The sequence below is a fragment of the Candidatus Delongbacteria bacterium genome (assembly GCA_041675285.1).
Classification (GTDB): Bacteria; CAIWAD01; CAIWAD01; order CAIWAD01; family CAIWAD01; genus CAIWAD01.
Genome location: JBAYTZ010000006.1, coordinates 146,413 through 172,897 on the forward strand (window position 1 = coordinate 146,413; position 26,485 = coordinate 172,897).

Genomic DNA, 26,485 nt, shown 5'->3' on the forward strand with positions numbered 1-26,485 from the left:
GCGCTCCTAGTTGATCTTGCCCATCATGGGGGTGGGGAAGAGCTTTTCGATCTCGTTGGAATTGGGGTCCTTCCAGCGGCGCGTGGCATCCAGCAGGGACACCAGTTGCTGGAAGGGCAATTCGTTCGGCGCGCTGATGATCACCGTCTCCGCGTCGTCGAAGCCGTAGGCGTCGACCATGATGGGCGAGCCGTCGCTGTTGTAGCGCAGGTTGCCCGCCGCGTCGAAGGCCTGCTCCTTGCCCTTGATGCTGGGCTTGACGATCTCGCGCCGGATGCGCAGCAGCTCTTGATTGACCCCGGCGAAATCCAGCTCTCCCGTCGGGTTCCGCGGGAAGTACTTGTAGCGGCCCGGCTCCGTGGTGGTGGAGGTGGCGCCGAAGACCGAGACGGCCACGCCTTCCTGATCCACCGCCACCAGCAGGGAGAGCTTGGGCAGGGGTTGTTCCTGTTCGGTCGCCATGCCGCCGCCGCCGCCGGCGGCCGCGGGGGGAAGGCGGGTCTCCAGCAGACCCAGCCTGACCCACTCGGAAGAAGTGAGCAAGAGCGGAATCAACACCACGATCATGTTGAGGATCGGGAGGAGATTCAGTTCCGCCTCTTCCGACACGTACTTCCGCTTGTCGCTGGGCTTGAAGGCCACTTATTTGCTCCCGGTGATCAGGTGGATGAGCTTCACCGAGTACTCGTCCACGTCGTTGAGAATGGACTTGGTCTTGTTGTTGATGAACGCGAAGGCCAGGGTGCCGGGAACCGCCACCACCAGACCGTGCAGGGTGGTGAGCATGGCGGTGCCGATGGCCTTGGCCAGCAGCGCGCCCTTGCTGGCGGCGTCGGCGTTCTCCAGGGCCGTGAAGGCCTGGATCAGACCGTAGATCGTGCCCATCAGACCGAGCAGCGTGGCAACGTTGGAAAGGGTCTGCAACCAGCCCGTGCGCTTCTCCAGCCGCGGGATGATCTCCAGGGCGGCCTCGTCCACCGCGTTCTGGATGTTGCGGTAGTCCACCACCTCGCGCTCCGCCGCCTCTTTCAAGGCACGGGCGTAGATGTAGGCCAGGGCCTTCTCGGACATGCTCTCCGCCAGCTTGTAGGCCTTGCCCACTTCGCCGCTCTTGATCAGCTTGAAGATGTCCGCGGAGAACTTCGCCGAATCGATGTTCGACTTGAAGTTGACGGAAATCAGCCGCTCCACGAAGATCACCATGATCGCCAGGCCGCAGAGCCAGATCAGCCAGTAGAACCAGAAGCCGGACTGGCTCGTGTCCGCAGTGGCCTTGAGCAGCACGACCATGGGGTTGACCAGTTGTTGTCCCGTCTCCTGTGCCGCCGCGCATCCAGCCATCAGCAGGCCGGCCAGCGCCAGCATGGGAGTCGCAAGCTTGTGCCGCATGTCAAATCCTCCGCTATCCATTAACCCAACAATTGCGAGATCAGGTGACGAATGGCCTCCATCTGCCCGCGCAGTTTGTTGGAGGCGCACACCGGGTTCGTGTAGACGCAGATGTTGGCCCGGCAGTAGTCCAGGCGCTCGTTGCAACCCACGTTGTACTGGTACGTGGTGGTGGGCATCATGCGCGCCGTGATCTCATCGCGTGACAGATTCAGGGACTTCTCCTGGGCCAGCCTGAGCAGGAAGCTCCAGAGGAAGACCTGGGCCTCCAGCACTTCGCGTGGTTTGAGCTTTTTCAGCTCCGCGCTGAACAGGGCCGGATCGTGGCAGCACTCAACCAGGCGTTCGCCGATGTGGCGGATGTTGGACGCAACGGGATCCGTTTTGTCAGTTGCCACGCTGACCCTCCCCACCTGACTTGACATCATCGGTCGCCGCGGGCCCGCCCTTGAGCGGCCAGGCCGCCGTCTGCAACACGCGCGCGCGGGCCAGCAGCGCCTCGCGGTCCAGGATGCGCGCCTCGCGGGCCATCTCCCGGTCCAGGTCCACCAGTTCCTCGTCCGGCGCCCGCACCTGGTCGAAAAAGGACTTCTCCAGCCGGAAGCCCGAGATCTGGGGCATCATGCGCGCCGAGATGATCGCCACGGCCGGTTCCTTCACCTTGCCCGTGATCTCCAACTCGTCGAGCATGAACACATCTTCCTGGGCGGCCAAGCCCGACGCCAGGAACAGGACGAGGCTAATCCATCCGATTCTTGACATGGATCCGGCTCACTTTGCGCTGGAAGTCCAGCTTGCGCTGCTCCTCCAGTTCGCGTTGAATCTGCTGTTCGAGCATCTCCGGCGTCAGGCGCGCGATCTGCCGCACCTGCAGATCCACGGCCAGGCCGCCGCCGGAGCCGTCCCGGTCCCGCGCCTCGACGGCCAGCACGTTGCGACCCGTGCGCAGGAACTCGTTCAAGGTGTAGGTCTTCAGTTCCGTCAGCCCCGGCTGCTCTTCGGCGCCGCCCGCCTGCTCGTCGATGTACTCGCCGTTGAAGAACAGGAAGAAGGCGTCGTCCGCCGCCACCTGGATGGTGGCGCCCACCGGCGTGCCCGGCAGGTCGAAAGTATAACGGAAGAACAGGGTATCCGGCGTGCCCGTGGCCGAACTTCCCGCCGCGGCCTGCAGCAGGCGCAGCCAGGTGCCGTCGGCGGCGGCCAGGGTGTCCAGCGGCGTGGCGCCCGCGGCCAGCGCGCCGGCCAGACCCGTGCTGTCGCCCAGCGCCAGGGCCAGGGTGTCCAGGCGTTGGGGCGCGCTCAGCGGCGTGGCGGTCCAGACCGTGGTGGCGCCGGCGCCCAGTCCGCCCAGCCCGGGCAGGCTCGTGCTGCGCGCGGCGTCCCAGTCCATGTCCGGATAGTCGGGCTTCTCGAAGCCTTCAACATAGCCGCGGTGGGACTTCCAGGCCGCCAGGCCCGGCAGGGCCAGCGTCTCCTCACTCAGGCCGAAGCGGTTGCCGAAAGTGGCGGGATCCAGCTCGGCCAGCGCCAGCAGCATGCGGCGGGCCGGCACGCTGCCCGCGCGGATGCGGGAGACCAGCGGCTCGGACTGCACCAGCACTTCCTTGGCCGTCTGGAGCAGGAAGTAGGAGGCGTCATCCAGCGTGGTGTGGGCGTCGCGATGCACGTAGCTGGCGGACTGCTCGAAGCGCTTCCAGTAGTCCTCTTTCATGCCCAGCATGCCGGCGCGGCGCGTGTTGGTCTCCTGGGAGAAGCGCAGGGCGTGGCTGGCCAGGGTGTCGCTCAATTCGCCGGCCAGGTTGCCCGCCAACTCGTTCTCGTCCAGACTCTGCAGGATGCGGTCGGTGAGCAGCAGGCTGTTGATGGCATAGCCCTGGTTGAAGTCGGCCATGTCCAACACGTCGCTGCCGTAGTCCTCCTCCGTCAGCCCGGCGCGGTCCACGAAATTCTCGCCCTTGTCCACGGTCTCCAGGAAGCGCCGCACCTGGGTGTCGAACTCGCCGCCACATTCCGCCCGGAACGCCTGGGCGGCCTGGGGCAGCTTGAGGACCTGCACGCGCAGCCGCTCTTCCAGGCGCGAGCGCCAGAGGCGGTCCAGACCCACCTGGCCGATGATCTCCAGCGCCTCGCGGTAGGCGCCGATCACGCTCTGCAGGGCCACCATGGAGGCGCCGCCCAGCAGGTTGCGGTCCGTGTCGGCCAGCCGCAGGAACACGTCCCCGGTCTGCTGACTCTTGAGCACCAGCGTCTGGTCCACGCGCTGCTCGAACACCGCCAGCGAGGCCAGCATCAGCTCCGGCACGCGTTCGCGGCTGCGGCCCGTCCAGACGGTGCTCTCGGTCAGCGAGCTGTCCAGCAGGTCCGCGGCCCGGGTGAGCGCGAGCTTGGCCGCCAGACTGTCGTCCAGCCCCTCGCGCGTGGCGCCGCTGTCGGGGCCGGCGGCCAGCCAGGCGTCCAGCCCTTCCAGGCGGCGGGCCACCAGCAGTTTCTCCTTGCGCAGGCTCTCCACGGCCAGATCCAGCTCCTGGGTGGTGCCGATGTAGGAGCGCGCGGCCACGCGGGCCAGCTCGTGGGCGGCGTCCTGCAGGGTCACCTCACCCTTGACGCGCTCTTCCGGGCTGCGCCAGGCGGGACGCTCCTGCTCGCGGTAGGCCCGCGCGAACTCCTCGTGGGTGGCGGCGATCAGGTGACGCGCGTAGAACACGTCGCCCGTACCCAGCTGGGCCAGTTCGTTCAGCTCGGCCAGCAGGCCGTCGCGCGCGGCCTTCTTGGCCGCCAGATCGCGCTCGAACTGCCCGGCGGGCTGCAGCAGGTTTAACGCGCGGTATTCCTCGAAGCGCCACCCCACCAGCTTGCGCAGGGCGCGGCTGGCGTAGATGGCGTTGCCTTCGGTCCCGCGGTTGAGCAGCTGGCGGTTGCGCTCCACGGCCTGGCGGTACTCCACCCGGGCCGCGGCTTCGTCCTGCTGGCGCGTGAAGTACTCGGCGCGCTCCACGAAGGCCTGCACGGTGCGGGAATCGTCGGGATAGCGGGCGGCGAAGTCGGCGTAGATGGCGTTGGCCGCCGGCACGTTGTTGAGCTTGAGCCAGAGGCCGGCGTTCTCGAACAGCACGGCCGAGGCGTCGTCCGCGTCGGGGTAGCGCTCCACGTAGAGCGCGTTCATGCGGATGGTGGAGCTCCAGTCCTCGACCTTGCCGTAACAGTAGGAGGCGTTGGTGATCGAGGAGCGGGCGTACTGGGACTCCGGGTATTGGTTGGCCAGCCGCTCGAAGATCGCGCCGGCCTTGGCCAGGTCCTTGCTCTCGTTCAGCGCCAGGAAGCCGGCCTGGGAGAGGGCCTGGTCCGCGTACTGGCTCTGCGGGTAGTGGTCGGCCAGGTAGAGGTAGGTGTCCGAGGCCTCGCCGGGCTGGCCGGCCAGGGTGAACTCCGCCGCCGCGTCCAGCAGGGAGGCGTCGGCAAAGGGCGCGTCGGGCACGTCCAGCGCCATGCGCCGGAACTCCTGGGCCGCCTTGAGGTGATCCTCGCCCTTCTTCAGGTTGGCCGCGTTGGAGTAGACCGACTCCGCCTGGCGCGTGCGGGCCCGCTGCAGGGCCTCCGCCGGCAAGTCCATGCCCTGGATCTCCCGCGCGATGGCCTCCGCCTCGGGGAAGCGGCCCAGGGCGAACAGGCCCTCCAACTTGAGCTGGTAGGCCTCGGCCACTTCCGGCGCCTGGGGCCAGCGCGTGATCAGCGTGTCGAAGACCGCCGTGGCCTGGTCGAAGTCATGGTGCGCGTAGAAGAGCTTGCCCTCCAGCAGGCTGTAGCCGGGGGAGCGGGTGTCCTCGGCGAACAGGCTGACGAAGTTCTGCAGGGCCGCGCGCTTCTTCTCCTCCATCGGGGTGAGCGGCGTGGCCGTCAGCGCGCTGTCCGGGGCCGCCGCCGGCGCGCCTTCCTGGTCCACCAGGATCTGCGAGATGACGATGGCGTTGTAGGCCGCGTCGTGGCGGTCGCGCTCCGGATAGCCGCGGCTGATGCTCAGGTACTCGTCGTAGGCCGTGCCGTAGTCCTGCAGCTCGGCCTCGAGGGTCTTGGCCAGGTTCCAGTGGATCTGGAAGGCCGCGCTGTCCTGGGGGAAAGAGCCCAGGTAGCGCCGGCTCTGCAGGATGTACTCGTCGAAGGCCTCGCGGCGCTTGCCCGCGTAGGCGTGGTTCATGGCGATCCGGACGTTCTCCTCCAGGTGCTGCTCGAGCAGGGCCGTGACCTTGGAGCTGTCCGCGCCCGCGCCCTGCCAGGGGCCGGCGCCGCCGTAGAGTTCGAAGAGCTGGTTCTTCTCCTGGTAGGCGATCTGCGCGTCGGCCAGGGCGCCGGGCGCGTAGCACTCGATCACCTTCTCCTGGATGAAGGGCGCCTGGGGGCTGTCGGGATAGAGCACCAGCAGGCTGTCGTAGGCCGTCACGGCCCGTGGGAAGTCCTGGGTCTCCTGACGGAAGAGGTCGCCGTAGCGGTCCAGCAGGCGGAAGCCCACCGTGCGGCGCAGCTCCTCGTCCTGGCGCACGCGCTGCGCGAGCTGGCCGATGTTGGCGTCGGCCCAGTTGGGATCGGCGTAGTTCACGGCCATGTAGGCGATGGACTCGTCCAGCAGGTCGGCGCCCAGCGCGTCGCCGGACTCCTGCTTGCGGGCCGCGTACTTGGCCGCCTCGGCGAAGAACTGCACGCTGGTCTCGTGCTCCTGGAGGCGGTAGTGGCACCAACCCAGCTTGTAGAGCGCCTTCTCGCGCGACGGGTAATCCGGGTAGTCGAGGATCTTTTGATAGGCGGCGATGGCCGAGCGGAGGGATTCCTCGCCGTCCTGGCGGAACCAGTATTCGCCCAGCCGCATCCAAGCCTCGGGCGCGTAGACGGAGGCCGGGAAGTCGCGCACCAAGTGCTCGTAGAGCCGGCGGCTCTCCTCCACCTCGACGGGATTGGGCGAATTCTCGCGGATGTAGGCCACGTTGTAGAGCGCGTCGTCCATGAAGTCGGAGAAGGGGAACTCGTCGATGACGCGCTGGTACTTGCGCACGGCGTCCTCGAAGTTCTTCACCGGCTCCAGCCCGGCGGGCAGGCCGCGTTCGGCGCGGGCCAGCAGGCTGTCCTGGGCGCCGAAGTACTCCTCTTCGGCGCGGCTGTAATACAACTCGGCCAGCTGCAGGCAGAGCTTGGCCACCACGTCGCGCTGGCTGAACTTCTGCAGGTTGCGGTCGCGCCGGTAGGTGGTGAGGAAGCGCTCGCCCTCCTCGAGGACCGAGTCCCGCACCAGGGAGCGCCGGGCCAGCAGCTGGCCGCGTTCGGTCTCGTACTGCTGGCGCAGGGCCTCCAACTGGGCCGGACTCATGTCGAAGAGCCGCGCCTCCTCGATGGAGCGCAGCAGGTGGATCAGCTTCAACTTGAGCTTGCTGATCTCGATGTTCAGCTCGCCGCGCTCGTCAGCGTCCGCCTTGGACTCCAGAGCGAGCAGCTCCTGGTAGCGGGCCAGCACCTCGCGGCCCTCGGCGATCCAGGCCTTGCTCTTCTCCCCGACCTCGAGCCGGGAAATGGTGTTCCAGCGCGCCAGCACCTCGTCCTCGATGCGCACGCGCTCGCCCAGGGCCGGAGCCTCCTGGGCGGACAGGGCGCCGCAGCCGAGCCACAGGATCCACAGCAGCAGGATCGATCTCATGGCTGCACTCCTTCGGCCCCGGCGGTGGGAGTTCCGTCCCTCAGCAGCCCGTCGATCCGTTCCAGATATCCATCCAGCTCGTGCAGCCGTTCCTCGATGCGCTGCAACTCCTCGAAGTCGATGTCGCCGATGGCCAGGCGCGAGAAGGCCAGTTCGCTCCAGCGCGGCAGGTTGCTGGTGACCGGCCGGCGCTTGAGGTTGGCCGCGCGGCTGCGCAGCTGCTCCACCTCGCCGCCCAGGCGCTGGAAGCGCTCGCGGTAGAGGGCCCGGGTGAAGTCGCCCGCTTCCGTACCATTCTCCTTTAAGCCTTCCCGGCGCTGCTCGAGCCGGTTGAACTCCACCGTGGAGGACATGGCCAGGGAATCGAGCATGGAGTTGACCGAGGCCAGCGTGCGTTCGTGGATCATCAGGGGCTGGCGCTGGATCTCCATCAGGCCCGAGAGGCGGATGCGCTTCATCAGGCCGCGGACCTCGCGGTCCAGCAGCGCCACTTCCTGCTGCTCGGCCGGGCTGGCCGCCGCCTGGGCACGCCGCGCCAGGCCCTTGAGCTGGCGGGCCAGGTTGCCGATCTCCCGGCGCTCCGCGATGTACTCGTCCATGGAGCGGTTGGCCGTCTGCAGCTCGGTGTACTTGACGCGGTTCATCAGCACGCGGCTGCGGGCCCGCAGGTCCAAGTACTCGCCGAACTGCTCGGAGCGGCCCTCGCCGAACACGCGGGGCTCCATCTCCACCAGCCGGCGCATCATGACCAGGATCTGCCGGCGCTCCACGGCCAGTTCGCGCAGCGCCTCGCTGCGCTCGGCCTCCTCGAGCACCTTGCCGTACCACTCGCGGGATTCGTCCCGGCGCTCCAGCTGCTCCGAGGCGTAGCCGGCCAGGGTCATGGCCTCGTAACGGAAGGGCGAGGCGGGGAAGTGCTCCACCAACTGGCGCGAGAGGGCCAGCGAGCGCTCGTGGTCGGCCAGGCTGAGCCCGCTCCAGGCCTGCCCCAGCAGGGCTTCCGGATGCCGCTTGCCGGCCTTGGCCACGGCCTCGAACATCTCCGCCGCCTGGCTGAAGCGTCCGGCCTCGAAATAGAGATAGCCCAGTTTGAGCTGGCTGTCCTCACGGAAGGCCTGGTCCGTCCGCGCGTCCTCGGCGGAGCGCTCGGAGAGGGTCAACAGGGCCTCGAAGGCGCCGATGGCGTCCTCGTAGCGGTTCTCCAGGATCAGGCAGAGCCCGTCCAGATGCCGCGCGCGCAGCAGGGCGGGGTCCTTCACCGGCACGCGCGCCAACACGCGGCGCGCCTCGGGATAGCGCTGGCTGAGGAAGAGTTCGCGGCCGCAGAGGTAGGCCACGTCGCCGCCAGCCGCCTCGAGGTCCGCGGCGAACTCGTCGCACTCGGAGACCGCCGTGGCGTGCTGGCCGAACATGGCGCGCAGGTAGATCAGGTGACGGAAGGCCTGGGGCCGGTAGGCGCTGCCGGGCTGGGTGCGCAGCAGCACCAGGTAGTGCTGCACGGCCGTGTCCCAGGCGCCGTCCGCCAGCGCGGCCTCGGCGCGGAAGAAGCGCACGTCGTCCAGGTTCTGATAGGTGTAGAGGTCCAGGATGTCCTGGAAGCGCGCGCCCGCCAGGTCGTACTGGCCGGCGACGTAGGCGTCCACCGCGCGACCCAGGTCCCGGCGGAACATCTCTTCCAGGGCGCCCGGTCCCGCGGTGGCGGCCAGGCGGCGGCGGATGGTCTCGGAGCTGGCCAGCTTGGTGGCCAGGATCTCCTGCTGGCGGAGGATCCAATACTCCATCCGGTCGGCGAGCTCGGCGCCGGCGGCCGGCGGCTGGGGCGCGCTGAGCAGGTGCCCGGGCTCCTCCTGCAGCAGGGTCTCCAGCGGCAGGTCCGTCAGACCCGTGCGCTGCCCTTCCTCCAGGATGCCCTGCAGGCGGCCCGTCAGGACCTGTTCCTGCAGGATGAGCTTGCGGGTGAGGCGGCGCATGCGGTCGCGCTCCCAGCCCTCCCGGGCCTGCTCGTAGGAGATGGAATCGGTCGGGCTGTCCGTGGAAGTCGAGGGCGCTGTGGCGTGAACCTGTGCGGCGTGGAGCACCAGGATGGAACATACACCCAAGAGGAAACGGATCCGGTGCCGGCTTCGTGTTCGATTCACCTGCATACCTGTCCGAATTGTCCTTGGCGTGGGGGGTCTCTGCCTGGCCTTGCGATGGTCGGGAAGGCCAGCCGTGCAGGGAAAAAGTAGGAATCACCCCCTCCCATGTCAATCGCTTGAACAGGTGAGTCCCGGCCTGTTTTTGTGGCACGGCCCCCTCCGCAGGGCCCGGGCCGACCGCGCGCTCCCGCGTGAACGAGAACGGGCGCCGTCGCCGGCGCCCGTCTGGTTGGCTGGAATCGAGTCTCAGGTGGCGCTGCCGCCCAGGAGCTGCAGCCGGTTGAGGGCGCGGGTCAGGGCGGCCTGGGCGCGCTCCACGTCCACCGCCTCGCCCCCGTGCAGGCGGCGGCGGGCCCGCTCCGCGGCGGCCTTGGCCCGGGCCGCATCGATGCGCTCGGGCAGCTCGGCGGATTCGGCCAGCACCAGCAAGCGGCCCTGGTTGACCTGGGCGAAGCCCCCGGACATGGCCAGGCGCGTCGTGCCCTGCTCCTCCTCCACCACGGCCAGGCCCGTGCCCAGCGCGGCCATCAGATTGGCGTGGCCGGCCAGCACGCCGAAGGAGCCCGTCAGCCCGGGCAGCCGCACGTGCCGGGCCTCGCGGCACAGGATCACGCCGCCCGCGGGCGTGACGATCTCCACCCGGAAGGTGCCCGCGGCCGACGGCGTCAGCGTGCTCATGCCTGGATCTTCCGGGCCTTCTCGAAGGCCTCGTCCAGGGTGCCCACGAAGGCGAAGGCCTGCTCGGGCAGGTGGTCGGCTTCGCCCGCCAGCAGGCGCTTGAAGCTCGAGATGGTGTCGGCCAGCTTGACGTAGCGGCCCTGCATGCCCGTGAACTGCTCGGCCACGTGGAAGGGCTGGGAGAGGAAGCGCTGGACGCGGCGCGCGCGGCCCACCACGATCTTGTCCTCCTCCGAGAGCTCGTCCATGCCCAGGATGGCGATGATGTCCTGCAGGTCCTTGTAGCGCTGCAGGATCTTCTGCACGCCCACGGCCACGTTGTAGTGCTCGGCGCCCACGATGTGCGGGTCCAGCATGCGGCTGGTGGAGTCCAGCGGATCCACGGCCGGGTAGATGCCCAGCTCGGTGATCTTGCGGCTGAGCACGGTGGTGGCGTCCAGGTGCGTGAAGGTGGTGGCCGGCGCCGGGTCCGTCAGGTCGTCGGCGGGCACGTAAATGGCCTGCACCGAGGTGATGGAGCCCTTGCGCGTGGAGGTGATGCGCTCCTGCAGGGCGCCCATCTCCGTGGCCAGGGTGGGCTGGTAGCCCACGGCGCTGGGCATGCGGCCCAACAGCGCGGAGACCTCCGAGCCCGCCTGGGTGAAGCGGAAGATGTTGTCCACGAAGAGCAGCACGTCCTTGCCTTCCTCGTCGCGGAAGTACTCGGCGATGGCCAGTCCCGAGAGGGCCACCCGGGCGCGGGCGCCCGGCGGCTCGTTCATCTGGCCGAAGACCAGGGCGATCTGGCTCTCCTCGAGCTTGCTGCGGTCCACCTTGGAGAGGTCCCACTCGCCGGTCTTGGCGAAGTGGTCGTGGAACTCCTGGCCGTAGTTGACCACGTTGGACTCGAGCATCTCGCGCAGCAGGTCGTTGCCCTCGCGCGTGCGCTCGCCCACGCCGGCGAACACCGACAGGCCGCTGTGCTCCTTGGCGATGTTGTTGATCAGCTCCATGATGAGCACGGTCTTGCCCACGCCCGCGCCGCCGAAGAGGCCGATCTTGCCGCCCTTGGCGTAGGGCTCCAGCAGGTCCACCACCTTGATGCCCGTCTCCAGCACCTCGCTGGAGGGGCTGAGGTCCTCGAAGGCCGGGGCCGGACGGTGGATGGGATTGGTGCGCGAGCGGTCCACGGGACCCACGTCGTCGATGGGGTTGCCGATCACGTTGAGCAGGCGGCCGCGGGTGGCGGCGCCCACGGGCACGCTGATGGGGTGGCCCGTGTCCTCGACTTCCATGCCGCGCATCAGGCCCTCGGTGGCGTCCATGGCCACGGTGCGCACTTTCTTCTCGCCCAGGTGCTGCTGCACCTCGAGGATCAGGTCGTCCTGACCTTCGCGCTGCACGCGCAGGGCGTGATAGATGCCGGGCAGCTCCCCGTCCGGGAAGGCCACGTCCAGCACGGCGCCGTTGATTTGCAGAATTCTTCCCTTGCTCATGGCTCTTCCTTGCTTGCCGGGCTATTGAATGGCCGCGGCGCCGCCGACGATCTCCGCGATCTCCTGGGTGATGGCCGCCTGCCGTTGGCGGTTGTACTGCAGGGTGAGATCGGCGATCATTTCGCTTGCGTTCTCCGTGGCGCTCTCCATGGCCGTCATCCGCGCCCCCTGTTCGGCGGCGAAGGAATCCAGCAAGACGCGCCAGACGATGCGGTTCACATACATGGGCAGCAGCTGGCTCAGCACCTCCTGCGGGCCGGGTTCGAAGATCGCCTCCGGCGCGTGCGCCGGACCGCCCTCCTCCAGGACCACGGGCAGCAGCTGATCCGTGTGCAGGATCTGTTGGATGGCCGACTTGAACTCGTTGAAGACCAGCACCACGCGGTCCACCTCGCCCCGCTCGAAGAGCTGGGTGAGTTCCAGGCCGATGGAGGTGGCGTCGCTGAAGTTCATCCGGTTGAAGATGCCCGCGCGCCGGCCCACCACGGGGATGGTGCGGCTGCGGTAGAAGTCCACGCCCTTCTTGCCCACCAGGAAGAGTTTGCTCTCCTGGCCGGCGGGCGCCTCCGCCAGCAACTGCTGCGTGCGCTTGATCACGTTGGCGTTGAAGCCGCCGCACAGGCCGCGGTCCGCGGTCACCACCAGATAGCAGACCCGGGGGGCCGCGCCCGCCAAGGGCCGGGCCAGCAGCGGGTGGGCCAGCGAACTCTGGCTGGCGGCCAGGCCCGCGAGGGCCTCCTGCAGGCGCAGGGCGTAGGGCCGGGCCAGCACGATGGCCTCCTGCGCCTTGCGCAGCCGCGCCGCGGCGATCATCTTCATGGCCTTGGTGATCTGCTGCGTGGAACTCACGCTGCCGATGCGCCGCTTGATCTGCTTCAGGCTTGCCATGCCTTAGCCCGCCATGTTCTGCACGAACTCCCGACCCGCCTTGAGAATCACGTCCCGCAGGTCGTCGGGCAGCAGGCCCGTGTCGCGCAGGCGCTCGTAGTCCGCAGCGTGGGCCGTGCGGAAGTGCTCGACGAACTGGTCCGCGCAGCTGCGCACCTTGTCCAGCGCGAGCACGTCCAGCAGGCCGTTGACGCCCAGGATCAACTGCAGTACCTGGTCCTGCACGGCCATGGGCACGTACTGGTCCTGCTTGAGCAGCTCCACCAGGCGGCTGCCCCGCGTGAGCTGGGCCTGGGTGGTCTTGTCCAGGTCGCTGCCGAATTGGGCGAAGGCCGCCAGTTCGCGGTAGGTCGCCAGGTCCAGCCGCAGGGTGCCGGCCACCTTCTTCATGGCCTTGGTCTGGGCGTTGCCGCCCACGCGGCTGACGCTGATGCCCACGTTGATGGCCGGCCGCACACCGCTGTAGAACAGGTCGCTCTCCAGGAAGATCTGGCCGTCCGTGATGGAAATCACGTTGGTGGGGATGTAGGCCGAGACGTCGCCGGCCTGGGTCTCGATGATCGGCAGGGCCGTCAGCGAGCCGCCGGGCTTCTTGATGCCGGCCTTCACCATCTCCGGGTTCATCTGGTCGGCCAGGCGCGCGGCGCGCTCCAGCAGGCGGCTGTGCAGGTAGAACACGTCGCCCGGATAGGCCTCGCGGCCGGGCGGCCGGCGCAGCAGCAGCGAGAGCTGGCGATAGGCCCAGGCGTGCTTGGTCAGGTCGTCGTAGACGGCCAGGGCGTGCTCGCCATTGTCGCGGAAGAACTCGCCGATGGCCGCGCCGGCGTAGGGCGCCAGGAACTGCAGCGGCGCGGGGTCCACGGCCGTGGAGGCCACGATGATCGTGTGCTCCAGGGCGCCGTGGTCCTGCAGGGTCTTGACCACCTTGGCGATGGTCGAGCCCTTCTGGCCGATGGCCACGTAGATGCACGTGACGCCCTTGCCCTTCTGGTTGATGATCGTGTCCACGGCCACGGCCGTCTTGCCGGTCTGGCGGTCGCCGATGATCAGCTCGCGCTGGCCCCGGCCGATGGGGATCATCGAGTCCACGGCCTTGAGGCCGGTCTGGAGGGGCTCCTTCACCGGGCTGCGGGTCACCACGCCCGTGGCCTTGCGCTCCACGGCGTAGGTCTCCGCCGTCTCGATGGGCCCCTTGCCGTCGATGGGCTGGCCCAGCGGGTTGACCACGCGGCCCAGCAGGGCGCGGCCCACGGGAATGCGCACCACCTGGCCGGTCCGGCGCACCACGTCCCCTTCGCGGATGGTGGTCTCGCCGCCGAAGAGCACGACGCCCACGTTGTCCTCTTCCAGGTTCATGGCCATGCCGAAGACCTCGCCGGGGAAGGCGACCAGCTCGCCGGCCATGACCTTCTCCAGGCCGTGGACGCGGGCGATGCCGTCGCCCACCATGATCACTTCCCCGATCTCCTCCAGGTGGGCGGACCCCGTGAAGTCCGCGATCTGCCGGCGGATGATCGAGGTGATCTCTTCGGGTCGTATCTGCATCAGGACTCCTTCGTCAATGCTGCCGGGACGGCGCCCCGTGGCGCCCTCGGCACAAGTGGGGCCGCGGCCGTCAGACGGCCTTCAACTGGCGGCGCAACTGCTCCAGCCGGGTGCGCAGGGACATGTCCAGCATGTGGTCCCCCACCCGCGCCACGAAGCCGCCCAACAGGTCGGGATCCAGCCGTTCCGTCAACTGCAGGTCCGTGCCCGTCAGCCGGCTCATGGTGGCCCGGATTTCCTCTTTCAACTCGTCGGAGAGCGGAGCCGCGCTGCTGAGCTCGCCCACGGCCCGGCCCGCGGCCGCGTGGTCGAGGGCCCGCACGGCCTCGATCATCTCGGGCAGGGCGCCCGCCCGGCCGCGTCGGATGACCAGGACCAGAAAGGAGAGGAAGAGCGGGCTGGCGCCGCTGAAAATCTCGCGCACGATGGCCAGGCGCTTGTCCATGGGCACGCGCGGCGAGAGCAGCAGGCCCTGCAACTCGGTCCCCAGGGCCGACTCCAGCGCCGTCAGTTCCGTCAGCAGGCGCGGCGTCTCACCGGCCTCCTGAGCGGCCTCGAAGAGCGCGCGGCCATAGCTGCGCGCCACGGCGGCCCGGCTCACAGGGCGGATCCCGCCTGCCGCAGGGCCTCCCGCGCGATGGCCTCGTGGTCTTCGCGCCGCAGCCCGCGCCGCATCACCTGCTCGGCGGCGGCCAGGCTCAGGTCCACCAGCTCGGCCTGCAGGCCCTGCCGCACTTTGCGGGCTTCCTGGGCGATCTCCTCGTCGGCCCGCTCGCGGGCCTTCTGGACCTCGATCCGGGCCGCCTCGAGCTGCTCCTGCTCGTAGAGCCGGGCCCGCTCGCGGCTTTCGCCCAGGATGGACTGGGCCTGGCGCCGGGCCTCGCCCAGCGCGCCTTCGTATTCGCCGCGGGCCTGCTCGGCGGCCTGACGGTCGCGCCGGGCCCCCTCGATGTCGTCCCGGATGCCCTGTTCACGGGCCTCCAGGGCGCCGAGGATCGGCTTCCAGGCCAGTTTCCCCAGCACGAGCAGCAGCAGCACGAAGCTGATGATCGTCCAGAGGATCGAGCCCGGATCCACGGAGAAAATGTGGTTCAAACTCATCCGCCAACGCCTTTCGCTCAGCCCCCGCCACGGGGGGTGCCTGCCGCGGGGGACTACTTCAGCACGGCCAGCAGACAGACCACGGTGCCGAACAGAGTCACGCCTTCGATGAGGGCGGCGGAGATGATCATGGCCGTCTGGATCTTGGCCGCGGCTTCCGGCTGGCGGGCGATGCCTTCCATGGCGCTGCCGCCGATGCGGCCGATGCCCAGGCCCGCGCCCAGCGAAACCAGTCCCGCTCCGATGCCGGCGCCGATCAGTCCGATGGTTTCCATCATGTACTCCTGTTTGGGTTGGGGTATTGTCGATCAGTGTTGATGAATGAAGGCCCCGGTGAAGATGGCCGTCAGCATGGTGAAGATGTAGGCCTGCAGGAAGGCCACGAACAACTCCAGCAACCCGATGGCCACGGCCACGGGAATGTTGGCCAGCGCCAGCACGGGCACGACGATCAGGCCCATGAAGGCGGCGATCACCGCATGTCCGGCCATCATGTTGGCGAAGAGTCGGACGCAGAGGGCGAAGGGTTTGGTGAACATGCCCAGGAACTCGATGGGCGCCAGGATGAAGAGCACGGGCCAGGGCACGCCGTGGGGCAGCAGGCCCTTGAAGTGCCCGGCCACGCCGTGGGCGCGCATGCCCGCCACCTGCATCAGGGCGAAGGCGCAGAGCGCCAGCCCGGCCGTGACGGAAAGATTGCCCGTGGCGCTGCTGCCGAAGGGCACCAGACCCAGCAGGTTCATGCTCAGGATGAAAAAGAACACCGTCAGGAAGAAAGGCAGGTAGGGCCGGCCCTCGGGACCCGTGTTGGGCAGGATGACCTCGTCGCGCAGGAAGACGATCACGGCCTCCACCAGGTTGCCCACGCCCCGGGGCGCGGCGGACCCGGCGCTGCGCCGGGCGGCCAGCAGCAGCACCACAACCAGCACGAAGGCCAGGCTCATGAAGACCAGGTGCTTGGTGACCTGCAGGTAGGCCTTGCCGTCGGGATCCTGGGACATCCAGCTGATCAGGGGATTGCCCTCCCGCGTGGACTGGTAGAGCCCGTCGAAGAAGGGCAGGCGGATCCGCAGCTTGTGCAGATCCACGGGCAGCAGGGGCAATTCGAAGTGGGTGGCGTCGGTGAGATGGTGCTCCATCACGCCCTTGACGATTCCGCCCACGCCGCCGTCGGCGCCGGGCGCGCCGTGGGCGTCCGCGGCCGGGTCGGAACCGTGGGCCGCGGGAACGGCGTGCGGGTCCGCGACCGCAGCCGGGCCGGCCAGGCTGTCGCCGGGAGCCGCCGGGGCCACCGCTGCCGCGGACGGCGCCGGATTGGCCCGGACGAGGTCAGGAACCAGCAGGACGGCCAGCAGGCCGCCGAGAATCAGGCACGTGTGCGCCAGGCGAATCCGCCACCCTGTCCGTCGGCTCACCCTGCTCCTTCCCCCGGCCCGGGGCCGGATGTTTGCTTCGATTCCACCTGCTTCAACCGCCAGGCCAACAACGCGGCCTGGGCCAGCAGGAGCACCACCACCGTGGCCGCCAGGCTCACGGCGAAGGGCGCGGTGGCGGCGGGCGCGCGGTCGTGCACCACCAGCACCAGCACCAGGATGGCCGCCAGCTTGCCCAGGAAGATCGCCGTCAGCCGGCCCAGCACGGGCAGCAGACCGCGCCCCAGGGCGGGCCAGATCACCAACAGTCCCAGCAGGGACAAGGCCACGCCGGAGGTCAATCCGGCCAGGGCGGGGTTCATGACTCGTCCTTCTCCCCCACCTGGCGCAGTTTGAGGATCAGCCAGTACATGCCCACGGCCAGACCCAGCAGCGAGCCCAGCAGCGTCAGCCAGGGTTTGCAGCCCCAGCGCAGATCCAATTTGTACCCGCCCCAGACCATCAGGCTCAGGAACAGGGCGAAGCGCAGGCCGACGTCGGCCAGCTCGCCCGAAACCCGCAGACCGGATGAGTCCGGGGCGGCCATGGGGCTAGTGGCCGGCGGGCTTGGACCCGAACAGGCCGCGCCGCTCGGGCTCGCCACCCTCGGCGGCGGCGGCCGGCGTGGAGACGGACGCGGCGCCGTCGGACGGGCGGCCGCCCATCTTGCACATGCCCTCGAATTGGGCCCCGTCCTCGATCACCAGACGGGTGGTGATCAGGTCGCCCTCGAGCCGGCTCTTGCCCTTGAGCTCGACCTTCTCCCGGGCGTTGATGGCGCCCTTGATGTGGCCGGCCGTGATCACATGGGCCGCCGTGACGTTGCCTTCGACGGAGCCCGTCTCGCCCAGCTCGATGGTGGCCTCGGAGCGCACCTCGCCCACCAGGCGGCCGTCGATGCGGACGGAATCCTTGGAAATGATCTTGCCTTCAAAGACGGCGTCCTTGGACAGGATGGTCTGCGCAGTCCCGCTGTTCATGAATCCTCGTTCTCCTTATCCGTCCAGCCGCTGAGCAGCGGAGCTGGATCCACCGGAATCCCGTTCCGCTGTGCGGAAAAATGCAAATGACTTCCCTGGCCCACGGCCCCGGGCGCCACGCGACCGATCACTTCCCCGCGCCGGACCGCCGCGCCGATCTCCGGCAGGGCCATGGACAGGTGTCCGTATCCGGTCACGAAGCCGTTCCCGTGGTCGACCAGCACCAGGAAGCCCAGGCGTTGCGTCAAATCCCGAAACACCACGCGGCCGGCCGCGGCGGCCATCACGGGCTCACCGGGCAGCGCGGCCACGTCCAGGCCGGCGTGGTCCAGCCGCCGGGGCCAGCCCGCCCGCTCGAAGGAGCGGCTCTTGCGGCCGGCGACGGGCATGGACAGCGGCGCGCCCCAACTGACGCCGGCGGGGGCCGGGGTCGAATCCGCCCGGGCCAGCTCGCCCACGCTCGTTTCCGGGGGCGGACCCAGCGTGACGTTCAATTTCCTGGCCAATTCGCGCATGGCCGCCACGTCGCGCAGCAGCGAACTGGCGGTCAGCAGCTGCTGCCGAAGGAGCTGGTTCTCCCGCTGCAGGTTCCACTCCCGCATGCTGCGCACCAGAAGAAAGCTGTAGTGAGCAAGGGCCGCCACCGCCAACAGCACGATGACCGGCCGCCAGTTTTTCATGTGGTCAGCCTGTGCTTGGAAGCCGTTTATTAAACCAAAAAGCGTCTGGAGAGTCAATGCGGCCGGCCGCCAACCCGCCCCCTCCCAGGCCCTTCCGCCCGCCATTCCGTGCGGGTTTCCCACCACCCGGCCCCCCGAGGAATATTCAGCAAGGGAAGTTGTCCACCTTGCTTGACAGGGGTTCTCCAGCGTCGCATCGAAGTCCGCTTGAGCTTGATTCAGGTTCCCTCAGGCAGTACACTGTCCCCCGCGTCGTGTGCCTCCTGTTGCCCCAACAGGAGAAAGAACCATGCAGAGTCTGTCCGACACCCTGGAACCGGCCCCGGGACTCCACCCTCCGGCCGCCCAGGCCGCCCGCCTGAACCGTCGGCTTCCCCCGGAGCTCGCCCTGCTGGAGACCCTGGTCCGCCTGAAACTGTCGCCGCCCGGTTCGCGCCGGGACTGGGCGCGGCTGGCGCTGGCCCAATCGGATCCCCCGCTGGACGAGGACCGGCCCGCCATGCGGGCCTGGCTGGGCCTGTGCCTGGACGAAGCCGCCGCCGCCCCGGAGGAGTGGGTGGAGGACGAGGCGCCGGCGCCCTCCCGCCGGGATCTGGAGCGGCAGGACGAGGCGGACCACCTCCACCGGCTGGTCCAGCGCCTGGAGGGCCAGGGACGGCGGCAGCGGCGCCTGCTGGAACAAGAACTGCTGCTGCGCAGCTCACTGCCCGAGGACTGGCACTTCCACCGGGCCAAGTGGCTCTACCTGGCCGGGCAGAGCGAGCAGACCGGTGCCCTGCTTTCCCCGCTGGAGGCCGCGCGGCGGGCCCGGGCGGGCGGCGTGCTCTTCCATCCGGACCAGCTGGCCGGCGGCGCGCTGCGGCGCTGGCTTGGGCTCCGGCGGGCCGTGGAGATGCTGGAACCCGCCCGCTGGCTGCGCCTGCTGCGGCTGCTGGAGCAGGGTCGGCCGCTGGACCTGGTGCTGCCGCCCGGCCTCTGGATGCACCTGCGTCCCTGGCTGGCCTTCTTGCTGGGCGGCCGGGGCCTGGCCTTTCAGGAACACTACGCGGGCAGCGTGCCGGAGTCCCAGCCCGCCGGTCCCGGCCCGGGCGGCCTGCTCATCCTCCACAGCGAGGGGCTGCTGGATGCGCGCTGGGAGCAGTGGGCGCTCCAGGCTTGCGAGGCCGGCTGGCAGCTCTGTGTGGTCCGGCAGCAGGCCGGCCCGGGCTGGGAGTTCCTCAACCGGCTGGAAGCGGGACCGCAGGCCACCGAATGGGTGCGCCGGCACCTGATGGCGCGGGAGCCGGGCGCCCGCCTGCTGCCGCTGCGGGAGTTCGTGCGCCAGGTGGAGCGCCACTACATCCTGGACGTGCTGGGCCTGCACAACGGCGTGAAGAGCCGGGCCTGCGAGCGGTTGCAGATCTCACGCCAGACCCTCTACACCAAGTTGAACCAGGAGCTGGAAGGGGAACGGGCGTGAGGCCGGGGCTCTCAGTTCTCGTCGCCGTCGTGCTGGGTTGGAGCGCTCGGCAGCTGCACGATGAGCTGGCGCAGAAAGGCGGGCGTGGCGGAGACCACCCAGATGGTGAGCGGATCGAGCTGGATGCACTCGCCCTCGGCCGGAATGCGCCCCAGCTGCTCGGCCACCCAGCCGCCCAGCGTGTCGGCGTTCTCCGAGGCCAGCTCGATGCCGCTGCGCTCCGCGAAGCTGTCCAGTCGCAGGCGGCCCGGCACGAAGGCCCGGCCGTCGGCCAGCGCGACCCATTCCCGCAGACTCTGGTCGTGCTCGTCCTCGATGGCTCCCACCACGTCTTCCAGGAGGTCCTCCAGGGTGAGCAGACCGGCGGTGCCGCCGTATTCGTCCAGCACCACGGCCAGGCGGGATTGTCCCCGGCCGAAGGCGGCCAGCAGGTCGCGGGCCTTCATGGAGACGGGCACGAAGAGCGGGTCGCGGCGGATCTCCTTCAATGAGGCGGGTTGCTGGAAAAGGTCGCGCGCCGTGACGTAGCCCACGATGTGGTCCAGGTCGCCGCGGTAGAGCGGCAGGCTGGACTTGCCGTGGCGGGTGATCCGTTCGCCCGCCTCGCGCAGGGTGGCCTCCAGCGGCAGGGCCGACAGGTCCGTGCGCGGGGTCATCAGCTCGCCCAGCCGGCGCTCGCGCAGGTCCAGGGCCCGGCGGATCATCCGACTCTCGTGGCGGCCCAGCTGCCCCTGGCGTTCCAGGTCGTCGCTCATGTGCTGCAGGTGCAAGCGCAGGTGCAGCAATTCGGCGCTGCGCCGCTCCGGCAGAACCCTCAACAGCAGGGTGAAGGGCAGGCCCAGCGGCCAGAGCAGCCAATGGGCCACGCGCAGCGGCAGCGCCAGGCGCGGGAAGAGCCGGTGCGAGGCCCCGTGGGCCAGCGTCTTGGGCAGGGATTCGCCGCCCACGGTGAGCAGGATCGTGGCCGCCAGGGCGGTCAGCCACTCCGGCCAGCCCAGTTGGAGGCCCAGCAGGGTGGCGAAGGCCGCGCAGGCGCTGTTGACCAGATTGTTGCCCACCAGCAGGGTCACCAGCAGGGAGTCCGGCCGCTGGAACCAGCGCGCGGTCAACTCCGCGCCCAGGCGCTTTTCGCGCTTCCAGACCAGCACGTGGGCCTGGCTCAGACCCGTGAAGGCGATCTCCGAGGCGGAAAAAAAGGCCGAGGCCAGCAGGGTGGCCAGCAGTCCGCCCAGCTGGATCAGGATCTCCACACGTCCCCCTTGCCCTGGAAGAGGCGGCCCAGGGCCTGCTCCAGCTCCGCCAGGCGGCTGGCCGGCACCTGGAGGTCCAGGCAGAGTTCGTGCGTGCGCTGCAGGCGGGTCTCCACGGCCCCGTGCAGGGCCGTCAGGCGGCGCACCTGGGTCATCAACGGCAGGGGAAAGCGTGCGAAGAGCGGCAAGCGGCAGACCACGGTCCGGCGCGGACAGGCTGCCAAGACCTGCGCGGCCACGCCGCCGTAGGCCCGGACCAAGCCCCCGGTCCCCAGCTTGACTCCGCCGAACCAGCGAACCACCACCACCGCCACGTCGGAGAGTCCGCTGCCCTCGATGGCCTTGAGGATGGGAAGACCGGCGGAGCCCGAGGGTTCGCCGTCGTCGGCCGCCCCCCAGCGCGGCGACGCGCCGGGCGGCCCGCAGCGCCAGGCGCTGCAGTGGTGCGTGGCCTTGTGGTGCTCCTTGCGCAGGGAATCCAGGAACTCCGCCACCTGCGCGGGTTCCGTCACCGGCCGCAGCAGGGCCAGGAAGCGCGATCGTTCGATGCGCTCCTCGTGCTCGGCGGGCGCCACGGGAGCCGGGTACTCGTCGGAGGAGCCGTCAGTCTGCATGGGGGGAAGCTCCCGCCAGATCGCTGCGCCGACCCTCCAGGGCGGCCAGGCCCTCCCGGGCGGCCTCCTGCTCGGCCTTCTTCTTGCTGGCGCCGGATCCGCGGCCCAGCACCTGCTCGCCCACCAGCACGTCCACCACGAAGTACTTGCTGTGGTCCGGGCCGATCTCTTCCACCACGTGGTAGGTGGGATTGCCCAGACCGCGGCCCTGACTCAGCTCCAGCAGCAGGCTTTTGTAGTTGCGGTTGTCCCGGCTGGCCTGGGTCAGATCCAGGTCGTCCAGGATGTGCCGGCGCACGAAGGCCTCGGCCGCCGACATGCCGCCGTCCAGGTAGAGGGCGCCCAGCAGCGCCTCGAAAGCGTCCTCGAGGATGCTGGCCCGCTGCCGGCCACCCGTGCGGTCCTCGGACTCGGAAAGCCGCAAGTGGCGGCCCAACCCGATCTCGCCCGCCACCTGCACCAGGAAGGGCCCGGACACGATGATCGACTTGAGCTTGGTCAGCTCCCCTTCCTTCTTCTCCGGAAAGCGCAGGAAGAGGTGGTGGCTGATGCAGAGGTCCAGCACGGCGTCGCCCAGGAACTCCAACCGTTCGTTGGAGGCCGAGCGCGAGCCTTCGTACTGCCCCGTGTGGCTGCGGTGGGTCAGAGCCTGGCGCAGCAGCTCGGGACGCTGGAAGACATAGCCGATCCCGGCCTCCAGGCCATCCGCCGGGGGCGCCGGAGGTGCCGGGGCGGGCCGGGGGCGGGAGAACCAGTCGAAGAGGCTCATTCGTCCCAGCGGGCCAGCAGCAGGCTGGCGTTGTGGCCGCCGAAGCCGAAAGTGTTGGAGATGGCGTGGCGCAGGGGGCGCGTGAGCGCCTGGTTGGCCACCACGGGCAGCGTCAGCTCCGGATCGGGGTTGTCCAGGTTGATGGTGGGCGGCACCACGCCGTGCTTGAGCGCCAGGGCCGTGGCCAGGCACTCGATGGCCCCCGCCGCGCCCAGCAGGTGCCCGGTCATGGACTTGGTGCTGTTGATCGCCAGGCGGGTGGCGTGCTCGCCGAAAACCCGCGCGATGCCCTGGATCTCGGCGATGTCGCCGGCGGGCGTGGAGGTGCCGTGGGTGTTGATGTGGTCCACGTCCTCCGGGGTCAGCCCGGCGTCGCGGATGGCCAACTTCATGGCGCGCTGGGCGCCCTCGCCCTCGGGGGCGGGGGCCGTCAGGTGGTGGGCATCGGCCGTGAAGCCCAGCCCGCAGACCTCGGCCAGGATGGTGGCGCCGCGCTCGCGCGCCGCGTCGAGCTCCTCCAGCAGCAGGATCACCGAGCCCTCGCCCATCACGAAGCCGTCGCGGTCCCGGTCGAAGGGTCGGCTGGCCCGGGTGGGGTCGTCGTTGCGCGTGGACATGGCCTGCAGGGCATTGAAGCCCCCGATCCCCAGCGCCGTGATACAAGCCTCGGCGCCGCCCGTCAGCACGCGGTCGGCCTGGCCGGTGCGGATGGCCTGCAGGGCGCAGCCGATGGCGTGGGACGAGGAGGCGCAGGCGCTCACCGTGCCGAAGTTGGGTCCCTTGAGGCCCCACTTCATGGCGATCTGGCCGGGCAGGATGTCCGAGATCATCATGGGGATGAACATGGGCGGAATCCGTCCCGGCCCCTTCTCCATCAGCTGGGTGTGGGCGTCCTCGATGGAAACCAGCCCGCCGATCCCCGAGGCCGTGATCACGCCGAAGCGCTCCAGGTCCACCTGCTCCAGGTTGATGCCCGAGTCCTCCAGCGCCAGTTGCGCGGCGATGATGCCGTACTGGCAGAAAGGATCCATCCGGCGCAGCTCGGGCTTGCGCAGCCACTGACTCGCGTCGAAGCCCTTCAGCTCGCAGGCGAAGCGCGTGGAAAACGCGCTGGCGTCGAAGCGCGTGATGGGCCCCGCGCCCGACACGCCGGCCACCAGGGCCTGCCAGAAGCTCTCGACGTCCAGCCCCAGGGGGCTGAGCACGCCCACGCCGGTGATGACCGCCCGGCGACGATCCGCCTTGCCCATCCTGTCCTCCTTCCAGCCTCCGCGCGGCGCGGGGCGAAATGGAATGGGGCACTGCCGCGGTGGTCAGCGCCCCATGATTCTGCGAATCTCCAGCCCCGCTGGTCAGCCGACCTGCTCGTCCAGGAACTTGCAGACCGCGCCCACCGTGGTCAGGCTCTGGGCCGACTCGTCGGTGATCTCCAGGTCGAACTCTTTTTCCAGCATGTCGATGAGTTCGAACTTGGCGATGCTGTCGGCGCCCAGATCGTTGTCGAAGGAGGCGTCCATGGTGACCTTGGAGGCGTCATCCAGATCCAGGACCTCGAGGATGATGGTCTTGACCTTGTCGAAATGCTGGGACATGATGTCTCCTGTTAGACTGGTTTCACTCTGGAATTGCGTTCAACTTAGTTCGCCGGGCGCTGGGGGTCAATCACCCGGCGCCAACTCCCCGCACCCGCTCCGCGCAATCTGTGACCCGTCATGGGTCCGCCGGCGCACGCGGCGCGGATCACATGTGCATGCCGCCGTCCACCTGGAGAACCTGGCCCGTGATGTAGCCCGCGGCCGGCCCGGCCAGGAACTTCACCACCTCGGCCACGTCGGCGGCCTGGCCCGTGCGGCCCAGCGGGATCTGGCGCGTGAGCTCGCCGCGCGCCGCCTCCGTGAGCTGGGCGGTCATCTCGGTCTCGATGTAGCCCGGCGCCACGGCGTTGACCAGCACGCCGCGCGAGGCCAGCTCGCGGGCCATGGTCTTGGTCAGCCCGATCACGCCGGCCTTGGCCGCGGAGTAGTTGGCCTGGCCCGCGTTGCCCATCACGCCCACCACGCTGGCGATGTTGACGATCCGCCCGCCGCGCTGCTTCATCATGGGCTTGATGGCGTGCCGGATGGTGTTGAAGCAGCCGGTGAGATTGGTGTGGATCACCAGGCTCCACTGCTCCTCGGTCATGCGCATCATCAGGCCGTCCCGCGTGATGCCCGCGTTGTTGACCAGCACGTCCAGCCGGCCGTCCCGCGCGACGATCTCCTCCACCAGCCGCTCCAGGCCGGCGAAGTCCGTCACGCTGCAGGCGCGGCCCGCCACGTCGTAGCCCTCGGCCGTCAGCGCAGCCTCGGTCTCCCGGACCTGGTCTTCGCGCAGGTCGTTGAACCAGACCTTGTCGCCCAGCTGGGCGAAGGCCCGCACGATCTCCAGCCCGATGCCCCGGGACCCGCCCGTCACCCAGACAATCCTGCGACTCATGTCGTTTCCCCTTCCAGCAGGGCGTCCAACTCGGCGGCCTTGTCCGCGGCGCGACTGCGCGCCGTGGGCGCGATGCGCTGCAGCAAGCCCGAGAGCACGCGCCCCGGACCCAGTTCCCACACCTCGTCCACCCCGTCGGCCAGGAGGTTCTCCATCGCCGACTGCCAGCGAACGGTCTCGGTCAGCTGGCGACCCAGCAGGCGGCGGATCTCCTCGGGATCCTCCACCCGCGCGCCGCTGACGTTGCAGTAGAGCGGCGCGTCGCCGGGCCGGAGGGCCACCCGGTCCAGCTCCTGCAGCAGTCCCTCACGGGCCGCTTCCATCAGGGGCGAGTGGAAGGCGCCGGAGACCTCCAGGCGCTTCACCAGCCGCACGCCGTTTTCCTTCAACAGGGCGCTCGCCCGTTCCACACCGGCCAGCGAGCCGGAGATGGCGATCTGTCCCGGACAGTTGAAATTGGCGGCCTGCACCACCTCGCCCTCGGCCACCACCTGGTCACAGAGCCGGTTCACCAGCTCGGGCTCGGCCCCGATGACGGCGGCCATGGTGCCCGCCCAATCGAGACCGGCCTGATACATCAGCTCGCCGCGCCGTCGCACCAGGGCCAGTCCGTCCAGCGGATCCAGCCAGCCCGCGGCGGCCAGGGCGCTGTATTCACCCAGGGAGTGGCCGGCCACGGCGGCGGGCCGCAGCCCGCGCTCGCGCAGCAGCAGGGCCAGGGCCACGCTGTGCAGGTAGATGGCCGGCTGGGTGTTGGAGGTCTTGACCAGCTCTGCCTTGGGACCCTGCGTGGAGAGCGTGGCGAAGTCCACGCCCGTGCGCTCCCGGGCCGCGTCGTAGAGGCGGCGCGCGGCGGCGTGAGATTCCAGCAGCGAGGCGGCCATGCCCACGTACTGGGCTCCCTGGCCGGGAAAGATCCAGGCGGCCTGCATGTCAGATCCTCAGGGCCGAGGCGGCCCAGGTGAAGCCGCCGCCGAAGACCGTCAACAGCGCCACCTGGCCCTTGTGGATGCGGCCCATCTCCAGGGCCTCGTCCAGGGCGATGGGAATGGAGGCCGCCGAGGTGTTGCCGTAGCGGTCCACGTTGATCATGGTCTTCTCCAGCGGGAAGCCGAAGCGCTCGCAGGTGGCCTCGATGATCCGGATGTTCGCCTGGTGCGGAATCAGCAGATCCACGTCCGCGGGGGTCAGGCCCGCGCGGTCCATCGCCTGCTGGGTGGCGTCGGCCATGCACTTGACGGCGTTCACGTAGACGTGGCGGCCCTGCATGTGGATCAGGTGATCCTTGTTCTCCAGCGATTCGGGGCTGAGCCGGCGCAGCGTGCCGCAACCCGGCGCCCAGAGCAGCTCGGCCAGTTCGCCGTTGCTCTTGGTGTAGGTGGAGAGCACGCCCGTCTCGTCGTCGGAGGGTCCCAGGACCGCGGCGCCCGCCGCGTCCCCGAAGAGCACACAGGTGCCGCGATCGGTCCAATCCACCATGCTGGTCAGAACCTCGGCGCCGATCAGCAGCACGTGCTTCTTCTGACCCGTGCGGATCAGGGCGTCCGCCAGCTCCAGGCCGTAGACGAACCCGCTGCAGGCGGCGGCGATGTCCATGGCCGAGGCGTTGCGCGCGCCCAGCTTGGCCTGGGTGAACACGGCCGTGGCCGGAAACTTGCAGTCCCCGGTCACCGTGCCCACCAGGATCAAATCCACGTCGCCGGGTTCGAGGCCGGCGGCGGCCAGCGCCTTTCGGCCGGCCTCCGCGCACAGGTCGGAAGTGCAGAGACCGTCCTCCGGACCCACGATGTGCCGTTCCCGGATCCCGGTGCGCGAGACGATCCACTCGTCGGTGGTGTCCACGATCCGGCACAGGTCTTCGTTGGTCAGACAGGTGGGACCGACGGCCCGACCTGTGCCCAAGAGTTTGGCGCGCAGGGCCATGCGCCCTCCGTTGCTTGAGTGGAGGCCCAGCG

General features: G+C 69.3%; 27 protein-coding genes. 1 reads left to right on the forward strand and 26 read right to left on the reverse strand.

Translation table 11 applies throughout. From position 1 onward, the window contains the following. Positions 1 to 6: 6 nt before the first annotated feature. The 18 genes from WC326_07865 to WC326_07950 all read right to left on the reverse strand — a co-directional run bounded on the left by WC326_07865 (position 7) and on the right by WC326_07950 (position 17,963). A complete protein-coding gene (locus tag WC326_07865; GenBank protein ID MFA7330972.1) occupies positions 7 to 642 on the reverse strand; it encodes a biopolymer transporter ExbD in 636 nt (211 codons plus the stop codon). Beyond that, positions 643 to 1,389 carry a MotA/TolQ/ExbB proton channel family protein gene (locus tag WC326_07870; GenBank protein ID MFA7330973.1) on the reverse strand — a complete coding sequence of 249 codons (747 nt, stop codon included), beginning with the start codon at positions 1,387 to 1,389 and terminating at the stop codon, positions 643 to 645. Positions 1,390 to 1,409: 20 nt separating this feature from the next. After that, positions 1,410 to 1,787 (reverse strand): hypothetical protein, encoded by a 378-nt coding sequence (locus WC326_07875; GenBank protein ID MFA7330974.1) that lies wholly within the window; start codon positions 1,785 to 1,787, stop codon positions 1,410 to 1,412. Further along, positions 1,777 to 2,079, reverse strand: a complete 303-nt coding sequence (locus tag WC326_07880) for a hypothetical protein (protein ID MFA7330975.1) — start codon at positions 2,077 to 2,079, stop codon at positions 1,777 to 1,779. The genes WC326_07875 and WC326_07880 overlap by 11 nt, the downstream gene beginning before the upstream one ends. Before the next feature lie 49 nt (positions 2,080 to 2,128). Further along, on the reverse strand, positions 2,129 to 7,066 hold the full coding sequence (locus tag WC326_07885) for a tetratricopeptide repeat protein (protein ID MFA7330976.1): 4,938 nt from the start codon (positions 7,064 to 7,066) through the stop codon (positions 2,129 to 2,131). Beyond that, a complete protein-coding gene (locus tag WC326_07890; GenBank protein MFA7330977.1) occupies positions 7,063 to 9,204 on the reverse strand; it encodes a tetratricopeptide repeat protein in 2,142 nt (713 codons plus the stop codon). Before WC326_07890 ends, WC326_07885 begins: the two co-directional genes overlap by 4 nt. A 246-nt stretch (positions 9,205 to 9,450) precedes the next feature. Next, the gene (gene atpC, locus WC326_07895; GenBank protein MFA7330978.1) at positions 9,451 to 9,882 is read right to left on the reverse strand and encodes an ATP synthase F1 subunit epsilon; all 432 of its coding nucleotides are present in this window, start codon (positions 9,880 to 9,882) and stop codon (positions 9,451 to 9,453) included. After that, the gene (gene atpD / locus WC326_07900) at positions 9,879 to 11,357 is read right to left on the reverse strand and encodes a F0F1 ATP synthase subunit beta (protein ID MFA7330979.1); all 1,479 of its coding nucleotides are present in this window, start codon (positions 11,355 to 11,357) and stop codon (positions 9,879 to 9,881) included. Before atpD ends, atpC begins: the two co-directional genes overlap by 4 nt. 21 nt (positions 11,358 to 11,378) lie before the next feature. Beyond that, the gene (gene atpG, locus WC326_07905; GenBank protein ID MFA7330980.1) at positions 11,379 to 12,245 is read right to left on the reverse strand and encodes an ATP synthase F1 subunit gamma; all 867 of its coding nucleotides are present in this window, start codon (positions 12,243 to 12,245) and stop codon (positions 11,379 to 11,381) included. Between the two features lie 3 nt (positions 12,246 to 12,248). After that, the gene (gene atpA / locus WC326_07910) at positions 12,249 to 13,790 is read right to left on the reverse strand and encodes a F0F1 ATP synthase subunit alpha (protein ID MFA7330981.1); all 1,542 of its coding nucleotides are present in this window, start codon (positions 13,788 to 13,790) and stop codon (positions 12,249 to 12,251) included. 70 nt (positions 13,791 to 13,860) lie between these two features. Beyond that, a complete protein-coding gene (gene atpH, locus WC326_07915) occupies positions 13,861 to 14,391 on the reverse strand; it encodes an ATP synthase F1 subunit delta (GenBank protein MFA7330982.1) in 531 nt (176 codons plus the stop codon). Continuing rightward, positions 14,388 to 14,891 carry a F0F1 ATP synthase subunit B gene (gene atpF, locus WC326_07920; GenBank protein ID MFA7330983.1) on the reverse strand — a complete coding sequence of 168 codons (504 nt, stop codon included), beginning with the start codon at positions 14,889 to 14,891 and terminating at the stop codon, positions 14,388 to 14,390. Before atpF ends, atpH begins: the two co-directional genes overlap by 4 nt. Positions 14,892 to 14,944: 53 nt before the next feature. Next, the gene (gene atpE, locus WC326_07925) at positions 14,945 to 15,166 is read right to left on the reverse strand and encodes an ATP synthase F0 subunit C (GenBank protein MFA7330984.1); all 222 of its coding nucleotides are present in this window, start codon (positions 15,164 to 15,166) and stop codon (positions 14,945 to 14,947) included. A gap of 33 nt (positions 15,167 to 15,199) precedes the next feature. Further along, complete coding sequence (atpB, locus tag WC326_07930) at positions 15,200 to 16,306, reverse strand: F0F1 ATP synthase subunit A (GenBank protein ID MFA7330985.1); 1,107 nt, start codon at positions 16,304 to 16,306, stop codon at positions 15,200 to 15,202. After that, entirely contained in the window at positions 16,303 to 16,626 is a 324-nt protein-coding gene (locus tag WC326_07935; protein MFA7330986.1) for a hypothetical protein, read from the reverse strand. The genes atpB and WC326_07935 overlap by 4 nt, the downstream gene beginning before the upstream one ends. Then, positions 16,623 to 16,850: an AtpZ/AtpI family protein gene (locus WC326_07940; protein MFA7330987.1), complete on the reverse strand. Its 228-nt coding sequence runs from the start codon at positions 16,848 to 16,850 to the stop codon at positions 16,623 to 16,625. The genes WC326_07935 and WC326_07940 overlap by 4 nt, the downstream gene beginning before the upstream one ends. A 4-nt stretch (positions 16,851 to 16,854) precedes the next feature. After that, positions 16,855 to 17,283 (reverse strand): polymer-forming cytoskeletal protein, encoded by a 429-nt coding sequence (locus tag WC326_07945; protein ID MFA7330988.1) that lies wholly within the window; start codon positions 17,281 to 17,283, stop codon positions 16,855 to 16,857. Then, positions 17,280 to 17,963: a M23 family metallopeptidase gene (locus WC326_07950; protein MFA7330989.1), complete on the reverse strand. Its 684-nt coding sequence runs from the start codon at positions 17,961 to 17,963 to the stop codon at positions 17,280 to 17,282. The genes WC326_07945 and WC326_07950 overlap by 4 nt, the downstream gene beginning before the upstream one ends. Before the next feature lie 289 nt (positions 17,964 to 18,252). Between WC326_07950 and WC326_07955 the strand changes: the two genes are divergently transcribed. Next, on the forward strand, positions 18,253 to 19,422 hold the full coding sequence (locus tag WC326_07955) for a helix-turn-helix domain-containing protein (protein ID MFA7330990.1): 1,170 nt from the start codon (positions 18,253 to 18,255) through the stop codon (positions 19,420 to 19,422). Positions 19,423 to 19,433: 11 nt separating this feature from the next. Here WC326_07955 and WC326_07960 read toward each other — a convergent pair whose 3' ends face one another. The 8 genes from WC326_07960 to WC326_07995 form a co-directional block, all read right to left on the reverse strand. Next, a complete protein-coding gene (locus tag WC326_07960; protein ID MFA7330991.1) occupies positions 19,434 to 20,672 on the reverse strand; it encodes a hemolysin family protein in 1,239 nt (412 codons plus the stop codon). Beyond that, a complete protein-coding gene (locus tag WC326_07965; GenBank protein MFA7330992.1) occupies positions 20,660 to 21,286 on the reverse strand; it encodes a YigZ family protein in 627 nt (208 codons plus the stop codon). Before WC326_07965 ends, WC326_07960 begins: the two co-directional genes overlap by 13 nt. Next, positions 21,276 to 22,055 (reverse strand): ribonuclease III, encoded by a 780-nt coding sequence (rnc, locus tag WC326_07970; GenBank protein MFA7330993.1) that lies wholly within the window; start codon positions 22,053 to 22,055, stop codon positions 21,276 to 21,278. Before rnc ends, WC326_07965 begins: the two co-directional genes overlap by 11 nt. Continuing rightward, positions 22,052 to 23,305: a beta-ketoacyl-ACP synthase II gene (gene fabF / locus WC326_07975; GenBank protein MFA7330994.1), complete on the reverse strand. Its 1,254-nt coding sequence runs from the start codon at positions 23,303 to 23,305 to the stop codon at positions 22,052 to 22,054. Before fabF ends, rnc begins: the two co-directional genes overlap by 4 nt. A gap of 102 nt (positions 23,306 to 23,407) precedes the next feature. Then, on the reverse strand, positions 23,408 to 23,647 hold the full coding sequence (gene acpP, locus WC326_07980) for an acyl carrier protein (protein MFA7330995.1): 240 nt from the start codon (positions 23,645 to 23,647) through the stop codon (positions 23,408 to 23,410). 148 nt (positions 23,648 to 23,795) lie between these two features. Further along, a complete protein-coding gene (fabG, locus tag WC326_07985) occupies positions 23,796 to 24,530 on the reverse strand; it encodes a 3-oxoacyl-[acyl-carrier-protein] reductase (protein ID MFA7330996.1) in 735 nt (244 codons plus the stop codon). Beyond that, positions 24,527 to 25,462: an ACP S-malonyltransferase gene (gene fabD / locus WC326_07990; GenBank protein MFA7330997.1), complete on the reverse strand. Its 936-nt coding sequence runs from the start codon at positions 25,460 to 25,462 to the stop codon at positions 24,527 to 24,529. Before fabD ends, fabG begins: the two co-directional genes overlap by 4 nt. Position 25,463: 1 nt before the next feature. After that, a complete protein-coding gene (locus WC326_07995) occupies positions 25,464 to 26,453 on the reverse strand; it encodes a beta-ketoacyl-ACP synthase III (protein ID MFA7330998.1) in 990 nt (329 codons plus the stop codon). Positions 26,454 to 26,485 lie beyond the last annotated feature (32 nt).